The organism is Flavobacterium nitrogenifigens (assembly GCF_003254565.1).
GTDB lineage: Bacteria > Bacteroidota > Bacteroidia > Flavobacteriales > Flavobacteriaceae > Flavobacterium > Flavobacterium nitrogenifigens.
Genome location: NZ_QJRI01000177.1, coordinates 75,466 through 92,732, shown reverse-complemented (window position 1 = coordinate 92,732; position 17,267 = coordinate 75,466). Strand labels below are relative to the sequence as shown.

Here is a 17,267-nt window from a genome sequence, read left to right as displayed (position 1 = left end):
TTTATGAATCTAATAGAACAATCCGAAGATTTCGTGAGTAATTTACTCAAAGATAAACTTTCTAATTTATATTCTTACCATAATTTTAATCATACTTTTACGGTTGTTACAGCAGTAAAAGAACTTTGCAAAAAAGAAGATGTAAGCGGAGAAGATAAGGAAGCGCTTTTGGTTGCGGCATGGTTTCATGATACTGGATACATTGAAGGATATGAAAATCATGAAAAGAAGAGTACTGAAATTGTTGCTGCTTTTCTGCGAGAAAAAGGAAAATCGGAAGAATTTATCGCACTTGTTTCGAGCTTGATTCTGGCTACTGTCAAAGAATATGAGCCTAGAACGCACTTAGAAAAGATTATTCGTGATGCAGATTACGCCCATCTAATGGGAGCTGAATATGCGACAACTTGCGAATTGCTTCGTTTGGAATTAAAAAATGCGGGAATAGTTAGCTTTTCTAATGACGAATGGACTAGAGAAAATCTTAATTTTTTATTGAATAAACATAGATTCTATACAGATTATGCGTTGAGAAAATGGCAGCCTCTGAAAGAGAAAAATCTATTATTAATTCAGAAAAAAATAAATAAACAGGAATTGAAAGCTGCCGCTGCACTAGAAGAAGAAAATAAAAAAAGAGAAAAAGCGGAAAAAGCCGATAAACCTGATCGCGGAATTGATACTTTATTTCGTGTTACACTTGGAAACCATACCCGTTTAAGCGGTATTGCAGATAGTAAAGCCAATATTTTATTGTCGGTAAATGCCATTATTATCTCGATTGCATTATCATCTATTATTCCAAAACTAGATAGTCCAAAAAATGCCCATTTAGTTGTGCCGACGTTTATTATGCTAATGTCGAGCGTAATTACGATTATTTTCGCGATTCTTTCTACACGTCCAAAAGTGACATCAGGATTCTTTACGCGTGATGATGTCGAAGCCAGAAAAGTGAATTTAATGTTTTTTGGGAATTTCTATAAAATGCCTCTTGAAGATTATGATTGGGCAATGAATGAAATGATGAAAGACCGAGATTATCTGTATTCAACGATGATCAAAGATTTGTATTACTTGGGATTGGTTTTGCAACGAAAATATAATTTACTCCGAATTGCCTATAACTTTTTTATGTTCGGAATTATCATAACAGTGATTGCGTTTGTGATTGCTTTTAAATCAATTTAAAATTTTAGACGCTGATTTTACGGATTCGCTATCGCGAAAACGCAGATGAACACAGTTTTTTTTGATTTAAATTAAAAATCCGTTTTATCCGTGTCTAGAGAACTTTGACAAAGTTTTTTAACAAAAATATTTTTAAACATATAGAAACATAGTTTTTTCTTTATCTACAAAGAATAAAGAAAGAAACTAGTTTCTCACACATAGCTATGTGAATTGATGCAAGTGAAACGCCTTTTTAAGTTTCAAAATCTATGTTTCTATGTGTTTAAAAAATAAAAAAAGCTCAACTATTTAGTTGAGCTCATCTAACAAATCCTGATAAGTTATTTTCTTAATTCCTGGGTTTGAATTATTGTTGATTACTTTCACGCGAATCGCTCTCAAACCAGAAACTCCCTGAAGATCTTCGACTTCAAATTGTTCTATCGATGGTTCCAAAATTTTCTTGTGCTGCAAGTATTTAATGTATTTTAAATATTCTGCTTCTTCACTATTTTGAGAGTAAACAATCGTGATTTTTTCTTTTTCTGTAATTCTTTCGTTTGTTCCTTTAATATGAGATTTGTCAATTCGTTTTTTAACGACTTCATATCTCGCATTGTAAGTTCCGTCTACATCAAAACGTTTTTCATCCATTCTGAAACGGATAGAAAGTGCAGAACTGAAAACAAGAATTAACGAAGTAACATCCAATTCGTAAGGTAGCGATTCTTTAAGTTCATGGTGTTCCAATTCCATTTCGCATAGAGTTTGCAATTGCCACAAACGAAGATTATGCAGATACATAATATCGAACGGTTTTGTTGGCGAGATAGAAGCTCCAATATATAAGTTATGTTCAACACCATCCGTTTTAAAACGTTCGTAATAATGCGGATAAATTTGCTGAGCTTCGACTTGTTTTCTGTCTAAAACTGTTGCCAATCTTTTATTGATAATCGACATGGCATTGTCAAACTTCTTTCTTTCCTGATAAAACATTCCTGTTTTTTCGTCTAAGCTATCAAAGTATAATTGCTCTAATTTTTCAGATTTAGCATTGCTTTTTGTGTTTTTCAGTATCGGATGAATTTCTTCTTCAATGTAACGCTGTATGTGCTGTTCTGTATCTGCTTTTAGTGGATAATCCAACTCGCTTCGAAGCGATTCCAATTCAAATTTTCTTTGCTCAAGAAGAACTAAGTTTGAGTTTTCTTCTTGATTATCAAAAATTTCCATAAGAGCAGTCAGTTGACTTTTTAAATCAATTTTTACCGTTTCGTTGCGATGTTCAGAAGAACCTTTAATATCAATTTGTCCATACAGCGGATATACATTTTTAAAAACAATTTCTTTAAAAATATAATCTTTAGTATGATTCATATTTTGAAAATAGTTCTGAGATTCTCTCTTGAACTTCCAATACACACTTGGGTGAATCGTAGTGTATTCACGCTGAATAATCGCCTCGATCTGATGCTGCATGTCGGTATTAACACGATCAATAGTATCGGTTAAATATGGCAGAACCAAATCTAGTTTTGTAGCATTTACACTATTTAGATCTTGTATGTTTTGTGAAACTAATTCTACAACTCCTAATAAATGCCCGTTTTTTATAACTGGTGCAAATATACAGCTCTGTATACCTTGTGATAGTAAATGCTCTCCAAGTTTTTTATTTGTTTGTTCTTCAGTGAATTTACGCACATTAGAAATAACAAAAGGTTCATTGTTATCTAATAAATTTTCGAAAGAACATCCGAACAAAGCATTTTTACAATCGACTTCCTGATCAGCCGAAAGCAAGAAGCTTTTCATCTGATTTTCATATTTTGCTGGTCTGATAAATTTTTCTTCCTCTGGATTATAGATAATAAATCCGACTTTTAAATTTGGAAGATTAAAGATAGACTGAAAAATATTAGAGACTTCTTGATCTGTTTCAACCGTTTTAGGCCCAGGTTTCAGAAGATTGCTTTTCAATATAGAAATAGCACTTTCTGTTGTCGCATCAAATAAAGAAACAATACCAAAACCTCTTAAAATCCAGCTTCCTTTTGGGAATTTAGATTTCCATAAATTGATATCGTTATAATTATCAAGTAATTGATCAATATCTTCTTGAGTTAGTGGAACAGCGTTTTCGGTTGGAGTAATTTCCATGAAATCAGCATTGTACAAAATGCGATAATGTTTTTCAATACCATTTTCATTAGGAATGTCATAGAAAAACGGCTGATTGAAATCAATATGCTGTTTGTAATAACTGCTCAAAATTAAACAACAGTTATTGATATAGAATTGATGGTCGCTAAAATCACGAATTTCCATATAAAATTCGTCTCCCGCATTTTTGAGGATTTTCTTGAAACGCTCTGTATAATTAAAGGAGATATTTTGAAATGGAATTGTAACCGCTTTTATCTCGTTGTGCGTCAGAGCAGTCGGAAATAAATCGGCTAATATATTTTTAATTAAAGCTTCATTGTTTTTGATAACTGAATAATCCTGGATTCCAGTCCTAAGTTCCGGAATTAATTCAATTTGTTCTAAAATCGCTTTGGCATAATTTGATCTGTAATCAACGTCTGACTGTGCAATTTCTTCAAAAGATTCAATTAGCTTGTGAAATGAAATTATAGTGGTAAAAGGACTTTCTTTAAAAAATTGAATATCCATCTGAGTTATTTTTTAATACAAAATTAAGCATAAATTAAGAATGTACGACATTTTGCTATTTCTTTCGCTTATAGTTAAATAGCTGTTTGCCTTTAAAATAAAGACATCTAGGAGGGTAATTTTTGTTTTAACAAAAAATTAACAGCAATAATAACGGAACGATCGTTCCGTTATTGTATCTTTGTATCATAATAATTGAATAATCAATAACTTAAATAATAATAAAATGAAAAATTTAGAAAACAAAGTAGCAATCGTGACAGGTGGAAACAGCGGAATAGGATATGCAGCAGCAGCTGATTTAGTTGCAAAAGGGGCAAGAGTGATTATAACAGGAAGAAACAAAGAAGCTTTAGCGAAAGCGGAATCAGAATTAAATGTTACTGGAATTGTTGCAGATCAATCTGATTTAAAGTCAATTGACAATTTAGTCGAAGAAGTAAAAGCAAAATTTGGGAAAGTGGATATTTTATTCTTGAATGCTGGAATTGCAGCTTTTGCGCCGTTAGATTCAGCTTCAGAAGATCATTATGACAGTATTATGAATGTGAATGTAAAAGGAGTTTATTTTACAGTTCAAAAAGTGCTTCCAATTTTAAATGATGGCGGTTCAATTATCTTTAATACTTCGGTAAATGCTCATGTAGGAATGCCAAATTCAAGTGTATATGCTGCAAGTAAAGCTGCTGTATTATCTTTAAATAAAGTTTTTGCTGTAGAATTGGCTTCAAGTAAAATTAGAGTAAACGCGGTTTCTCCTGGTCCAATTGAAACACCATTGTATGGAAAAGTTGGTTTAGAAAAAGAACAAGTAGAAGGATTAGGATCTGCTTTGGGTGAGAAGATTTTATTAAAACGATTTGGACAATCTGCTGAAGTTGCCAAAACAGTTAGTTTCTTAGCTTCAGATGATGCTTCGTTTATTACTGGATCTGAAATTGTGGTTGACGGCGGACTTATTGTAAACACAGTGCTATAATTTTTTTAACCAATTCAGGAACGATTGTTCCGTATTTTTGTATCTTTGTAAAGGATTTTAATTTGAATGTCATGGCTAGAACGAAAGAATTTAATGAAGATCAGGCTTTAGATAAAGCAATTGAAATTTTTTGGCACAAAGGTTACAACGGAACTTCTGCACAAGATTTGGTAAACCATTTGGGTTTAAGCCGTTCTAGTCTGTATGATACTTTTGGAGATAAGCAAAAGCTTTTTGTAAAGTCATTAAAACGATATCAAAAGCAAAATCTAGATAGTCTTAATGAACTATTTGAAAATGCTGAAAACATCAAAACCGCTTTAACTGAAATTTTCAAACAAGCGGTTATAGAAAGTCTTCAAGATCGAATTACAAAAGGCTGTTTTATGGTAAATTCGGCAGTCGAACTTGCGATGCATGATCCTGAAATTGCAAAAATTGTTCATGACAACCAGAAAGTGGTAGAGGACATTTTTTGTAATGCTGTAAAAAAAGGGCAGGACTTAGGTCAGATTTCTGATAAGCAAGATGCGAGATCACTGGCACGATTTATCTTTAATAATTATTCTGGAATTCGAGTTTTGGCTCGTGCCGGTGAAAAGGATAAACAGGTTTATGATGATATTTTAAAATCGATATTTTCATTGTTTTAGATTCAAAATTTATCAAATAAAAAACGGCGATTATATTTATAACCGCCGTTTTCTGTATTAATAAGTAAGTAATAGAAAATGAAAACTTCTTAGCTTTTTTCTTCTTTATTGAAGTAAACTAAGTAGTAATACATTTGTTTTTCTTCATCCCAGCCTTTTTCAACAAATTTTTCTGCACTTTCAGGATTGATGAAATCCATTTTAATCTGAATGTGAGTGTCCAAATTAATTACGTTTTTAATCGATTTTCTAGCGTCAGAAACTGCTGCATTGGCAATAGGGAATGAGGTTACATCTTCGATGCTGTATTTTTCTCCTTTATCAACTTTATAGTTTTTAAATTCAGGAATCAAATCAGGATTGTCTAGTACTTCATTCAAGAAATTCTGCTCTTCAAACTGATCATTTTTGGCGAAATAATTCACAGATCGGTTCATAAACATTACTTCCTCTTTCTTGTCTTCGGCTGGCAAAACCACGTCTTTTGCGAAGTTTTGACAGAATTTCAAATATTTTTTTGTGATGAAATTTTCATCTTCAAAAGCATCAACAGATAAAAAGTGCTCTAACCAGTAACGAGCATCATAACGGTTGCTGTCTACAGTTAGGATTTTATATCCTTCTTCTTTTTTAAAGTTGAAAATTAAACATCCTTTATCCAATTTATTCAGGTTGATTCCTTGTTGCAGAATCATCTCAAGGTTGCTGTTATTTTCTTCAAACTGTAAAAAGTCTGCTTGTAACTCACTTTTAAAAATTCCGATTGCATCAACAACATTATTATCAATACTTAGATTTGTTAAATAGGTTACGTAAACCTCTCCATTTTTAATGTGCGGATGATTTGACTGCTCATATAAATGTTTTGTGATGTTTTTAGAAACCTCATGAACATTTGAAGGATTGGCAAAAATCTCAGTTGCATATTTAAACATGTCGTTGTAGTCCAAGTCCACTTCGTGTGCAAACTGATAATAGTTTTCTTCTTTTTCTCTAAAAGGCTTAAAAAAGAATTCTTTTATCAAAGGAACAATCTCGTCATTTAAGTTAAACGGCTGCTCTGATAAAAAAATCGCTTCGTTACGGCTTTTGTTTCCTACGCGGTGTATTGACAGCGTGTCGATGTGGGTGTTGAATAAATTTATCATATTTTTTTAGGTACTGAGGTTCTGAGATGCTAAGGTACTAAGGTTTGGTTCTGTCTTTTATTTTTTTTATAAAAGAAACTAACATTCTTTCTATCTCTCGGCTATCCTCATATAAATTGTTAAAATCGTCTTCTTTTAAATAAGATATATTTTTTGCGATTTCTAATTGCGTTTGCATTTCGAATAAAGAACCAATAGAAATGCTTAAAAAACGCAAGAGTTCTTTATCACTTTCTCTTCCATATCCTTCGGCAATATTACTGGGAATTGAAATCGAGCTACGTTTAATTTGAGAAGTTAATCCGAAGACTTCTTCCTTGGGAAATTTGTTTGTTAAGGAATAAATTTTGGTAATCAAGGTCATAGATTTCTGCCAAACCAATAAAGTTCTAAAATTGCTCATGCTTAATATTTTTAATTCGAAGAATTAAAAATAAGAAAAAACTTTCAAAAATAAAACCTTAGTACCTTAGCATCTCAGAACCTTAGAACCTTAAATTAGTTCCAATTCTCCTCAAATCCATAATCTTCGAAGCTGTCATCACCTTCGAACATGTCAAGATCGTCTTCGTCTAGGTCGTCTTCAAATTCTCCGTAGATATCATCGTGCATGTCATCGGCTTCGAAGTTTTTTTCGTGAGCTTCGTCTGGCATTTCACCGTGAGAGAATAAAGTTTCAGGGTAAGTTGCTCCAACGGCTTCATCTTCTATAGCAGCCAATTCAACTAAGAAAGTCCACATACTGATGAAATCGTAAACGTAGATAATCTTTGTATTTTCTTTGTCTAAAATACTAGATAACGGATAATCGTTCATGGTTCTCATTTCGCCAGGAACATCTCCTGTATCAAAAAGCGGAATTTCATCTTCTTGATTCCATGTATCATCACAAGTATAAAATGAAGCCACTTCTGATCCGTCAAAGCCAAAAGCATTGAAGATTGCATTGTGTAAATCCTCAAGTGTATCTTCCTCAAGAATAGCAATGTCTCTAAAAATATCTTCTTCGGCGTCTAGAATAACTCTAAATTTATAAACCATAATCTTTGTTTTTATTGAGAGGTCAAAGGTAAAATATAAAATACGAAATACGAATTACGAATCGTGATTTGTTGAAAAGATTTTAATCTTTTGATTTGCTGTGTTATAATTGTTTTGCAATCCTGAGAGGTTTTCAAAACCTCGTAGGTCTTATTAATGCTGAAGTTTATACCTACAAGGTTTTGAAAACCTTGCAGGAGAAGAAAGAAAATTACTTTCTCGCCAGTCTTTTTCTAATTTTATGATAATGTTTGTGATAAGTGCTGTGACTTGGATAGCTTCTGCTTGAAGTCATATTGTTAAAAACCAAGGCTGTCAAAAGTAAAATCATAACTCCTGTGAAAACGGGAGAAAGAACATACATATAACCAAGTGCTTTTACTTTTTCTGTTCCAATAACTGCAATTAAAGCTGTTGCTCCTCCTGGCGGATGAAGTGTTTTGGTAATCTGCATTAAAATAATGGCAATCGAAACCGCTAAAGGTGCGGCAATCCACATAATATCAGGAACCAGTTTATTGACAGTAACTCCAACAAGAGCCGAAATTACGTGTCCGCCGACTAAATTTCGGGGCTGAGAAAATGGACTCTGGATAATTCCGTAAACTAATACGCTCGAAGCTCCGAAAGAACCGATTAAATAAACCGCATCAGGACCAGAAAAATGTATGGATTGAACGTAAGCCAAAATTCCGATTCCAATAAATGAACCTAAAAATGACCAAAAGTGTTCCTTATAGTCTATTAAGGTTTCTTTGTAAAGAATGTAACGTGTTTTGCGATAGCTTCTTTTTATTTTTTCAGTGGGCATAGTATGTGGTATTATTTTGCTCGTTATGTTTTTAAATATGCTTTGCGGTATGTTATCAGACTTTATTGCTTTGCGAATCTGTAGCTTGTCGGTTTGAGGTTATTTAATTAGGCTTGGGGAATAACTGTATACAGTATACGGATAAATGGTTTTTGCAGTGTATTTTGATATTAAACAAACTACAAGAATTGGGAAAAACAAAGTATAATCATTTGTTAATCCGCAAACTAAAAATATTGCTGTAAAAGGGGCGTGAATGCTGGCACTTAGAACCGCCGCCATTCCGATAATCATAAAGTTAACCGGAATTACATTTACATGAAAAAAGCTGTTTAAGATAGAAGCTAGCAACAATCCTAAAAATGCTCCGATGAATAAACTTGGCGCAAAAACACCGCCGTCACCGCCAGAAGCCAACGTAATTGAAGTTACAATTGGTTTTAAAATTAAAATTCCGATGAAAGTCAGTGCTAAAGTAATGGTCAATTGAGCTTGATGCACATTTCCGAAAATTCCTTTAATGGCATGATAGCCTTCTCCGTACAATTGCGGAAAAAAGAATAACGAAAGGCTTAAAACAGCAGATCCTAGAATGATTTTGTAATAATGCGTATCGATTTTTCCAAATTGAGATTTAAAGAATAAAACGCAGCGTGTCAGATAAACCGAATTCATTCCGGCTAAAATTCCTAAAAGAATAAAATACGGAATCGCTTTTAAATTCCATGTTGTAATTGAAACTGCAAATAATGGCTCTTCTTTTAAAATGGTCAACAAACCAAATGCGATAGAAACGGCAATTAAATTTGAAATGATAAATGCTCGCGTTACTTTTCTAGAAATTACTTCGAAAGCAAATAAAACTCCCGCAATCGGACTGCTGAAAAGCGCAGTAACACCTGCAGCTACTCCCGCACAGATTAGTTCTGTTTTGTATTGACGGAAAACATTTTCTTTTTCGTGAGCAACAGAACCAATAGTTGCTGTAGCGACAACAGTTGAAACTTCGATTCCTGTAGAACCTCCGAAAATAACAGTTAGTAATCCGTTTATGAAATGTGATGGGATTTTATAAGATGGCAGATTTTTAGATTTTGATGCAGTGCTTTCAAAAACTTCTTTGATCCCTTTATTTTCTTTTTTCTTAAAAAGATATTGTCTTAAGAAATAAATTACCGACAAACCGAAAACTGGAAATATGATATAAAATATGGGATGAACCGAAACTTCGTGAAAGAAGATTTCTTCGTAATATTCGGTTATTTTTTTTAGTGAAATTCCGAGAAAGGCAGAAAGGAAGCCAATTAAGATAGAAACAATAACTAATTTTCGAAATTTGATTAATTGATGATTTTTTTTGATTTGCGCCCTTTTGTTCATCATTATAAGTTTGAGAATTCCGCATTTTTTTTCTGCGGATTACAAAATTAAGCATCAAATTCGGTTTTTTCTAGGAAATCTTCATTTTAGTGTGTTAAAATGAATATAAACAGGAAAATTCTGTCATGTGTTTTACTTGGCAAAATGAAGAGAAATTGCTCGCAAAGTCGCAGAGTCGCAAAGAATTTACTTAAAAAACTTTGCGACTCTGCGACTTTGCGAGATTAAAAAATAACTTAATTTATCTCTCGTAAAACTCAATTGGCAACAAATCCGGATCGGCAATAAAAGTGAAACGTTTTTCGGTCGTTTCATCAATTCTTATAGGTTCTGATTCTATATTTTTTGAATTTAAAAAAGCAATCGTTTCTTCCAGATTAATGACTTCAAAAGCCAAATGTCTTAAACCGACCGCTTCGGGTCTAGAAGGTCTTTGCGGCGGATTTGGAAATGAAAATAATTCGACAACATAAGAGCCATTCAAAGCTAAATCCAATTTATACGACTGGCGTTCTTCACGATAGATTTCTCTAATTATGGTTAAACCTAAAATCTGAGTGTAGAAATATTTCGATTTTTCGTAATCGGAACATAAGATGGCAATATGATGGACTTTATTAAGGGTAAGCATTATTTTTTTGATTCAGATTCTTGATTTAATTTTCGAATAACTTTTGCTGGATTTCCAACAGCAAGCGAATTGTCTGGAATATCTTTTGTAACCACAGATCCAGCACCAATAACACATCCTTTTCCTATTGTTACGCCAGGGCAGATAACAGAATTTCCGCCAATCCAGCAATCGTCTCCAATTGTAACAGGATACGCATTTTCTAATGTTTTTCTTAGTTCAGCGTCAAGCGGATGAGAAGCGGTATAAATCTGAACATTCGGTGCAATAAATACATTTGATCCGATTGTTACGGGCGCACAATCCAAAACTACACAGTTCACATTAAAATAAACGTTTTCGCCAGCAAAAATGTTGTACCCATAATCACAATGAAAAGGAGGTTCAATATATAAACCTGCACCGGCATTCGGAATAAGTGTTGCCAAAATTTCTTTTGCTTTTTTGGTAACTCTATATTCTTTTACATTTAAGCTGTGTAAAAGGTTTTTTGCCGCTCGGCGACCCTTTAATAATTCAGGATCAAAGGCGTTGTAATATTCGCCAGAGATCATTTTTTCTTTTTCTGTTTTCATTATTGGATATTGTTCTTTTTGAGAATTTTATCTAGATAATCGCTTCCCCAATTTTTATTCATGTTTCTGTTCTGTTTTCTTGTTTCTAGCATTCTTTTATTGATAGATTCATCTTTGAATGAAATTAACGTCATGACAATTTGTGTATATACATGTGCATTGTCTTCAACTTTTAACCTTTTAAAAAGGGGCTCGACAAAATAAGAATCTTTAAGTTCAAGAACTTTATTACAATACATTTCAAACTCAATAACCTTAGCTTCTAAAATTTTACGTGTAATTATCTCATAAGCTTGATTTTTATCATTTATTAAAATGAAATTTAAGATTGTTTCATCTAAGTTTTCTCCAAATATATTGTCATTACTAATTACAGAAAGTGATATTTGATTCTCAAGGACATAATTTGGGATTAACATTTTTTTACTTAATTGGTAAGTTCTTAATGGATCAATTTTCAAAAGATATTTGAAACCATTAAGCGTAAGAACATTTTCTTCTTCCCAAATTTTCCATAGTAAATTATCATAAAGATTGAATTTGTTCAATAGGATTGCATCATAAACAAAGTTTATATGATATTTTTTTATGTTTGGATGTTTAACTTTCGTGAATGGATAACTCAATAATTCTAATGCTTTTTGATTTTTGTAAGTTGCAATTGCGATATATAATTCTCTCCATTCGTTATCATAATGAGTATCGTTGAAGGTAGAATTAAGATTGTTCTCTAAGAATTGTTGAAATCTTAAATCTGGAAAATTTTGTATTGCTTTATAGGTGTAAAAATTTCCATAATTATTATCCTTATTATTTAAAATGAGTTCAATATCATTTTCATTTTTATATTTTGCAAGAGTTACTAAAGCAATTTGGTTATTATATTTAGTTACCAATTCTCTAACTTTTGGATATAATTCTTTAGTTATTTCTGCAGTTTCAATAGCTCTAAACCTTGAATCAAGATTATTCTCTTTGTAAACTAGAAGACTGTCAATAATTTTAAATTCCTTTTCGTTTAACTTTTTGATTTCATCATATACATAATCTGGTGTAACAAGATTGATGAAAAAATCTCCAACTTTTTGTTCTGATGATTCGCATCCAAATTGTGTTAGAACAATTGTATCGTCATTTAAATGTTCTTTTACTATCGAAAATAAATCGGTTTCAGGATAATGTAATAATGCCCAGAAGGAATAGCACCTTACTACTCCATTTATATGTTTAGTAAGTATTTTTAATTCCTCTTGAGAAGCGCTTTTTTTTAACTCTTCAAAGTTATCATATTGTTTTGGCCTTGTTCCAGAAGCAAAAACCGCAGAACCCATTAAAACATTAATATTTTCTATTTTTTTTACAATTTGACTTGTTTTTGCAGAAATTTCAGATTCGATATAGATGCTTTTTCCATAGCAATTTCCAGATGAAGATGCTATAAGAAGGTAGATTGTAAAAAATGAAATTCTTAAAATTAATTTATCCATAAAACAAGAGTGAAATATTTTACATTTTCGTCTTGGCAATTTTTTCATGCATTTTCGGAATTTCCTGCAAAGCGGCAGAGCAATACCAAGGCGTTAATTCGGCTTCGAGTAAATTGGCTTTTATTGCCGGATCGGTGGCAACAAGAGCTTTGGCTTCTTCAATCGTTTCTACATTAAAAATATAAATGCCACGATAATTTCGATCATTTTTCATAAAAGGTCCAGCAACAGCCAGTTTTCCTTCTTTGGCCAGTTTTCCAATATTTTCCATATGACCTGCAAAAAGTTTTTTGGTTTCTTCTTTAGAAGCGGTTGTATTACTTCCAGATTTTAAAAGACAGAAAACATATTTTTTCATTCCGTATTCGTCGGCATGGAGAGATTTCGCTAGAGCTTCATCATATTTCACTTCGGTTTCTTGTGAAAAGCCGATTGCACTCATTACTAAAAAAACAAAAACTAAAAGTGGCTTTTTCATGATTATGAATTTTTAAAGCAGTTTTTTCAAAATAACAATTTGTCCCAAATGATACACGTCATGCTGAATGATTCCGTGAATATCTTCATAAAAATTATGGTTATTGTTTAGATCTATTTTCTCGAAATCTTCATCATTAAAATCACTCAGACAAGCACTCCATAATTCTTGAGATTTTGCCAGACTTTGCAGTGATTGTTCCCAAGCGGGTTCAGATGAATCTAAAATGGGCACAAAATAATTATGATCGGGTGTTGTAATTATTTCTCCTTGAACACGCTTTAAGATGTTTCTTCTCCATTGTATTAGGTGATTGACAATTTCCCAAATCGTGTTTAAATTAGGGTTGATTTTTTTATAAGCCTGAGCTGCAGTTACATCTTTTAAAGTATCTGCTAAGGTCACTTCAAGCCATGGATTTCCATTATAAATGGATTGATACAAATTCGAAACTCTTTTACTTTCTGACATAGTTAATAGTTTTTAGAAACACGTTAGCTAAGATACAAATTAGTATTTTACAACTCATCCTCGAAAATCTACAATTGGGTTATTATATATTTTTTAACATGAATTGTTAAAATACATTTGCTTCATCAAAAACCAAAGATGACATGAAAACCAAATTATTTTTTACAATAAGCTTTTTATTTTTTACAGTTTTAATTTTTGCTCAAAATACGATTTCTGGAAAAGTAGTAGACCCAAAAGGAAAACCTGTAGCTGGCGCTAATATTTATATTGATGGAACTTACGATGGAGCAACAAGTTCTGAAACAGGAGAATTTTCTTTTGAAACTACTGAAACTGGAAATAAATTTTTAGTGATAAGCTTTTTACTTTTCGAAACTTATAAGCAAGAAATAGATGTTACTAATTATAAAAATCAAACGGTAAAATTAACAGAGAATATTAATAATTTGGATGCCGTTATTATTACAGCTGGAACTATGGAATCTGGAGAGAAATCTAGAGTTTCTGTTTTGAAACCGCTAGATATTGTAACTACGGCAGGTTCTGCAGGAAATATTGTGGCAGCTTTGCAGACTTTACCAGGAACACAAACCGTAGGCGAAGATGGACGTTTGTTTGTACGTGGAGGAGAAGCAAGCGAAACACAGACTTTTGTTGACGGAATTCGTGTAGCACAGCCTTATGGTGCAACGACAAATAACTTACCAACAAGAAGCCGTTTTTCTCCTTTTTTGTTTAGCGGAATCGCATTTTCTACAGGTGGTTATTCTGCAGAATATGGTGAAGCCTTGTCGAGTGTTTTGCTTCTAAATACACAAGACGAAGAGGATCATGATAAAACAGATATTGGGCTTATGACGGTTGGTTTGAGTTTAGGAAATACGCAGAAATTCAAAAAAAGTTCTTTGAGCGTAAATATGGCTTATATTAATTTGGCTCCATATCAGGCTGTTATTCCACAGAATGTAGATTGGAATAACCCTTATCAGTCACTTGGTGGAGAGACAGTTTATAGATACAACTTCACAAACGGAATATTTAAGTTGTATGCTTCTTTTGATTCTGAAAAATTTGATTTGAATCAGAAAAATGTCAATTTCGAGAATCCGATTCGAACAGATATGAACAACAATAACTTCTATTTGAATTCATCTTATAAAGGAAGTTTCGGGACAGGTTGGCAAATTACTTCTGGAGTGAGTTACGGTTACAGTAAAAATAAACTGAAATATGATATTACAGGAATTGATAGTCAGGAAAATGCAGCACAGCTGAAGCTGAAATTAAGCAAGAAATTTTCAAACTTTTTTAAGTTGTCTTTCGGAAGCGATTATTTCATTACCAAATACGATGAAAACGTAGCCGATAATATTTCACTTAATGTTACAAATGGTTACGATTCGAACATTTTTGCAGCGTATACTGAAGGAGATCTTTTATTTTCTAAAAAATTAGCATTGAAAGTTGGTTTGAGATATTCAAACAATAGTTTATTAAACGAAAACAATATTGTGCCAAGAGCTTCATTAGGTTATAAAGCTTCAAAAAACAGTCAGTTTTCGTTTGCTTACGGAGATTATTCTCAAACACCCGTTGTAGATTATATTAAATTTTCTAAATACCATCAGTTTGAAAGTGAGAAAGCAAGACATTATATTTTCAATTATACGTTTACAAGAATAGGTCAAACACTTAGAGCAGAGGCTTATTACAAAGATTACAGTAATTTGGTGCAATACGATACGAGAGATATTCAATACAATTCGGTTTTCAACAACAATGGATCTGGTTACGCAAAAGGATTCGATTTATTTTGGAGAGACAGCAATTTGTATAAAAACTTAGAATATTGGATTTCATATTCTTATATCGATTCAGAAAGACAGTATAAAAATTTTCCAAACATGGCAACTCCAAGTTTTATTGCCAATCATAACTTATCTGTTGTAGCAAAATATTTTATTACAGACTGGAAATCTCAGGCGAGTTTAACAAACAGCTTTAGTTCAGGACGTCCGTACAACGATCCGAATCAAACGCAGTTTATGAATGGAAAAACAAAATCATACAATAGTTTGAGTTTTAGCTGGGCTTATTTATTAACAACACAAAAAATCCTTTATTTCTCTGTTTCAAATGTTTTAGGAACGCAAAATATCTTCGGATATGATTACGCCAAAACACCAGACGCAAGCGGTGTTTATCAAAGACAAGCCGTAGTGCCAACAGCAGACAGATTCTTTTTTATAGGTTTCTTTTGGACCATCAGCCAGAATAAGAATGAGAATCAATTGAAGAATCTTTAAAAAAGGTTCTAAGAGGCTAAGGTGCTAAGGTGCTGAGGAAAAAACTTAGAAGCTTAGCACCTTAGTACCTTAGTACCTCAGAACCTTAGTAGCTTTATAAAAAAAAACAATTCATCATCAAAAATCAACAACTCAGTATCATTTAATTTTAAAAGACTAAAAACCAGCATACTTTTGAAGTGTAATTTAAAAGGAACAAAGAAACAAAGCGACAAAGGTTCAAAGTTTTTTGAATACTAGTAATGAGAAAACCAAACCTCTGAACCTTTGCAACTCTGAACCTTTGAACCTAAAAAAAGAGTTTTAATCATCAACAAAAAAAACTTAGAATCTCAGAACCTTAGTAACTTAGAAACTTAAAAAAATAGAAATCATGACCAAAATTATTACAATAACTATCTTATTTATCTGCAGCTTAATGTCTGCTCAAAATGTAAAATTAACTGTTGCCGTTTCAGGTTTAAAAAATGACACAGGCGTTGTTAAAGTAGGATTATATAATTCAGACGGAACTTTCCTTAAAGCAACTTACAAGAGTTTGGCTTCGGAAATTAAAGACAATAAAGCGGTTGTAACTTTTGATAACCTTCCTGCTGGAGAATATGCAATTTCAACTTATCATGATGAAAATATCAACGGAAAGCTTGATAGAAACTCAATGGGAATGCCAATAGAAGAATATGCGGCTTCAAATAATGCAAAAGGATTTATGGGACCTCCTTTGTATAGTGATGCTAAATTTAATATCACTAAAGATTCAAAAGTTGAAATTGCATTCTAATAAACAAATAACTAATACATATAAACAAACTAATAAATAACTTATAAAATGAAAAAAATCATCACTTTAATCGCGCTATTTGTAGTAGTAATAAGTTCAGCTCAAACACAATTTGAACAAGGAATGAACAAAGCGTTCGGACTTTGGAAAGAAGGAAAAACTACAGAAGCTTCGGCTTTATTTGAAAGAATTGCTGCCGCAGAAAAAAATAGCTATTTGCCTAATTATTATGTTGCTATGATCAATGCAACTGCTGTTTTTACAGAAAAAGACAAAGCAAAAATCGATTTGTTATTGACAAAAGCACAAGATGCATTAGATATCGAATTGATAAAAGATCAAGCCAACTCAGAATTGTATGTGATGCAGGCATTAATTTACACTGGATATGTTGTAGCAGACCCGATGACAAACGGAATGAAATATTCTGCTAAAGTGATGGAAGCTTACGCAAAAGCTAAAGCGCTGGATCCAAATAATCCCAGAGCGGTTTTTGGTGAAGCAGATTATCAGATAGGAGGAGCAAAATGGACAGGAGTAGATACAAAACCTTTATGCGTGCAAGTTGATAAATCTATTGAACTTTTTAATACTTTTAAACCTGCAACGCCTTATTCTCCAAAATGGGGATTGGATAGAGCTTTAGAAATTCAGAAAACTTGTAAATAATT

At 32.4% G+C, this 17,267-nt stretch carries 17 protein-coding genes; 6 read left to right on the top strand and 11 right to left on the bottom strand.

Translation table 11 applies throughout. The features are described 5' to 3' along the window. Positions 1 to 3: 3 nt before the first annotated feature. A complete protein-coding gene (locus DM397_RS14930) occupies positions 4 to 1,191 on the top strand; it encodes a Pycsar system effector family protein (protein ID WP_111378305.1) in 1,188 nt (395 codons plus the stop codon). 291 nt (positions 1,192 to 1,482) lie between these two features. On the opposite strand, the gene DM397_RS14925 is transcribed toward DM397_RS14930, so the two are convergent. Further along, on the bottom strand, positions 1,483 to 3,852 hold the full coding sequence (locus tag DM397_RS14925; RefSeq protein ID WP_111378304.1) for a GAF domain-containing protein: 2,370 nt from the start codon (positions 3,850 to 3,852) through the stop codon (positions 1,483 to 1,485). A gap of 226 nt (positions 3,853 to 4,078) precedes the next feature. On the opposite strand from DM397_RS14925, the gene DM397_RS14920 reads away from it, so the two are divergent. Next, positions 4,079 to 4,831 (top strand): glucose 1-dehydrogenase, encoded by a 753-nt coding sequence (locus DM397_RS14920; protein ID WP_111378303.1) that lies wholly within the window; start codon positions 4,079 to 4,081, stop codon positions 4,829 to 4,831. A gap of 71 nt (positions 4,832 to 4,902) precedes the next feature. After that, positions 4,903 to 5,484, top strand: a complete 582-nt coding sequence (locus tag DM397_RS14915) for a TetR/AcrR family transcriptional regulator (RefSeq protein WP_111378302.1) — start codon at positions 4,903 to 4,905, stop codon at positions 5,482 to 5,484. Positions 5,485 to 5,573: 89 nt separating this feature from the next. Here the strand turns inward: DM397_RS14915 and DM397_RS14910 are convergent, their stop codons facing one another. The 10 genes from DM397_RS14910 to DM397_RS14865 form a co-directional block, all read right to left on the bottom strand. Further along, positions 5,574 to 6,632 (bottom strand): nucleoid-associated protein, encoded by a 1,059-nt coding sequence (locus DM397_RS14910; RefSeq protein WP_111378301.1) that lies wholly within the window; start codon positions 6,630 to 6,632, stop codon positions 5,574 to 5,576. 37 nt (positions 6,633 to 6,669) lie between these two features. Next, a complete protein-coding gene (locus tag DM397_RS14905) occupies positions 6,670 to 7,035 on the bottom strand; it encodes a four helix bundle protein (RefSeq protein WP_111378300.1) in 366 nt (121 codons plus the stop codon). Between the two features lie 95 nt (positions 7,036 to 7,130). After that, positions 7,131 to 7,673: an IS1096 element passenger TnpR family protein gene (locus DM397_RS14900; protein ID WP_111378299.1), complete on the bottom strand. Its 543-nt coding sequence runs from the start codon at positions 7,671 to 7,673 to the stop codon at positions 7,131 to 7,133. A 211-nt stretch (positions 7,674 to 7,884) separates the two neighbouring features. Continuing rightward, positions 7,885 to 8,484 (bottom strand): HPP family protein, encoded by a 600-nt coding sequence (locus tag DM397_RS14895; protein ID WP_111378298.1) that lies wholly within the window; start codon positions 8,482 to 8,484, stop codon positions 7,885 to 7,887. A 99-nt stretch (positions 8,485 to 8,583) separates the two neighbouring features. After that, positions 8,584 to 9,867 (bottom strand): chloride channel protein, encoded by a 1,284-nt coding sequence (locus tag DM397_RS14890; RefSeq protein ID WP_239457861.1) that lies wholly within the window; start codon positions 9,865 to 9,867, stop codon positions 8,584 to 8,586. Positions 9,868 to 10,105: 238 nt separating this feature from the next. Then, on the bottom strand, positions 10,106 to 10,495 hold the full coding sequence (gloA2, locus tag DM397_RS14885) for an SMU1112c/YaeR family gloxylase I-like metalloprotein (RefSeq protein ID WP_111378296.1): 390 nt from the start codon (positions 10,493 to 10,495) through the stop codon (positions 10,106 to 10,108). After that, positions 10,495 to 11,070 (bottom strand): sugar O-acetyltransferase, encoded by a 576-nt coding sequence (locus tag DM397_RS14880; protein WP_111378295.1) that lies wholly within the window; start codon positions 11,068 to 11,070, stop codon positions 10,495 to 10,497. The genes gloA2 and DM397_RS14880 overlap by 1 nt, the downstream gene beginning before the upstream one ends. Then, positions 11,070 to 12,557 carry a hypothetical protein gene (locus DM397_RS14875; protein ID WP_142479092.1) on the bottom strand — a complete coding sequence of 496 codons (1,488 nt, stop codon included), beginning with the start codon at positions 12,555 to 12,557 and terminating at the stop codon, positions 11,070 to 11,072. Before DM397_RS14875 ends, DM397_RS14880 begins: the two co-directional genes overlap by 1 nt. Before the next feature lie 19 nt (positions 12,558 to 12,576). Then, on the bottom strand, positions 12,577 to 13,035 hold the full coding sequence (locus tag DM397_RS14870) for a YciI family protein (protein ID WP_111378293.1): 459 nt from the start codon (positions 13,033 to 13,035) through the stop codon (positions 12,577 to 12,579). A 12-nt stretch (positions 13,036 to 13,047) separates the two neighbouring features. After that, a complete protein-coding gene (locus tag DM397_RS14865) occupies positions 13,048 to 13,506 on the bottom strand; it encodes a DinB family protein (RefSeq protein ID WP_111378292.1) in 459 nt (152 codons plus the stop codon). 143 nt (positions 13,507 to 13,649) lie between these two features. Here DM397_RS14865 and DM397_RS14860 point away from each other — a divergent pair, with 143 nt between their 5' ends. From DM397_RS14860 to DM397_RS14850, 3 genes are all read left to right on the top strand, one after another. Further along, positions 13,650 to 15,815: a TonB-dependent receptor gene (locus DM397_RS14860; protein WP_111378291.1), complete on the top strand. Its 2,166-nt coding sequence runs from the start codon at positions 13,650 to 13,652 to the stop codon at positions 15,813 to 15,815. A 373-nt stretch (positions 15,816 to 16,188) separates the two neighbouring features. Beyond that, positions 16,189 to 16,596 carry a DUF2141 domain-containing protein gene (locus DM397_RS14855; protein ID WP_185957087.1) on the top strand — a complete coding sequence of 136 codons (408 nt, stop codon included), beginning with the start codon at positions 16,189 to 16,191 and terminating at the stop codon, positions 16,594 to 16,596. Between the two features lie 48 nt (positions 16,597 to 16,644). Continuing rightward, positions 16,645 to 17,265 (top strand): hypothetical protein, encoded by a 621-nt coding sequence (locus tag DM397_RS14850; RefSeq protein WP_111378289.1) that lies wholly within the window; start codon positions 16,645 to 16,647, stop codon positions 17,263 to 17,265. Positions 17,266 to 17,267 lie beyond the last annotated feature (2 nt).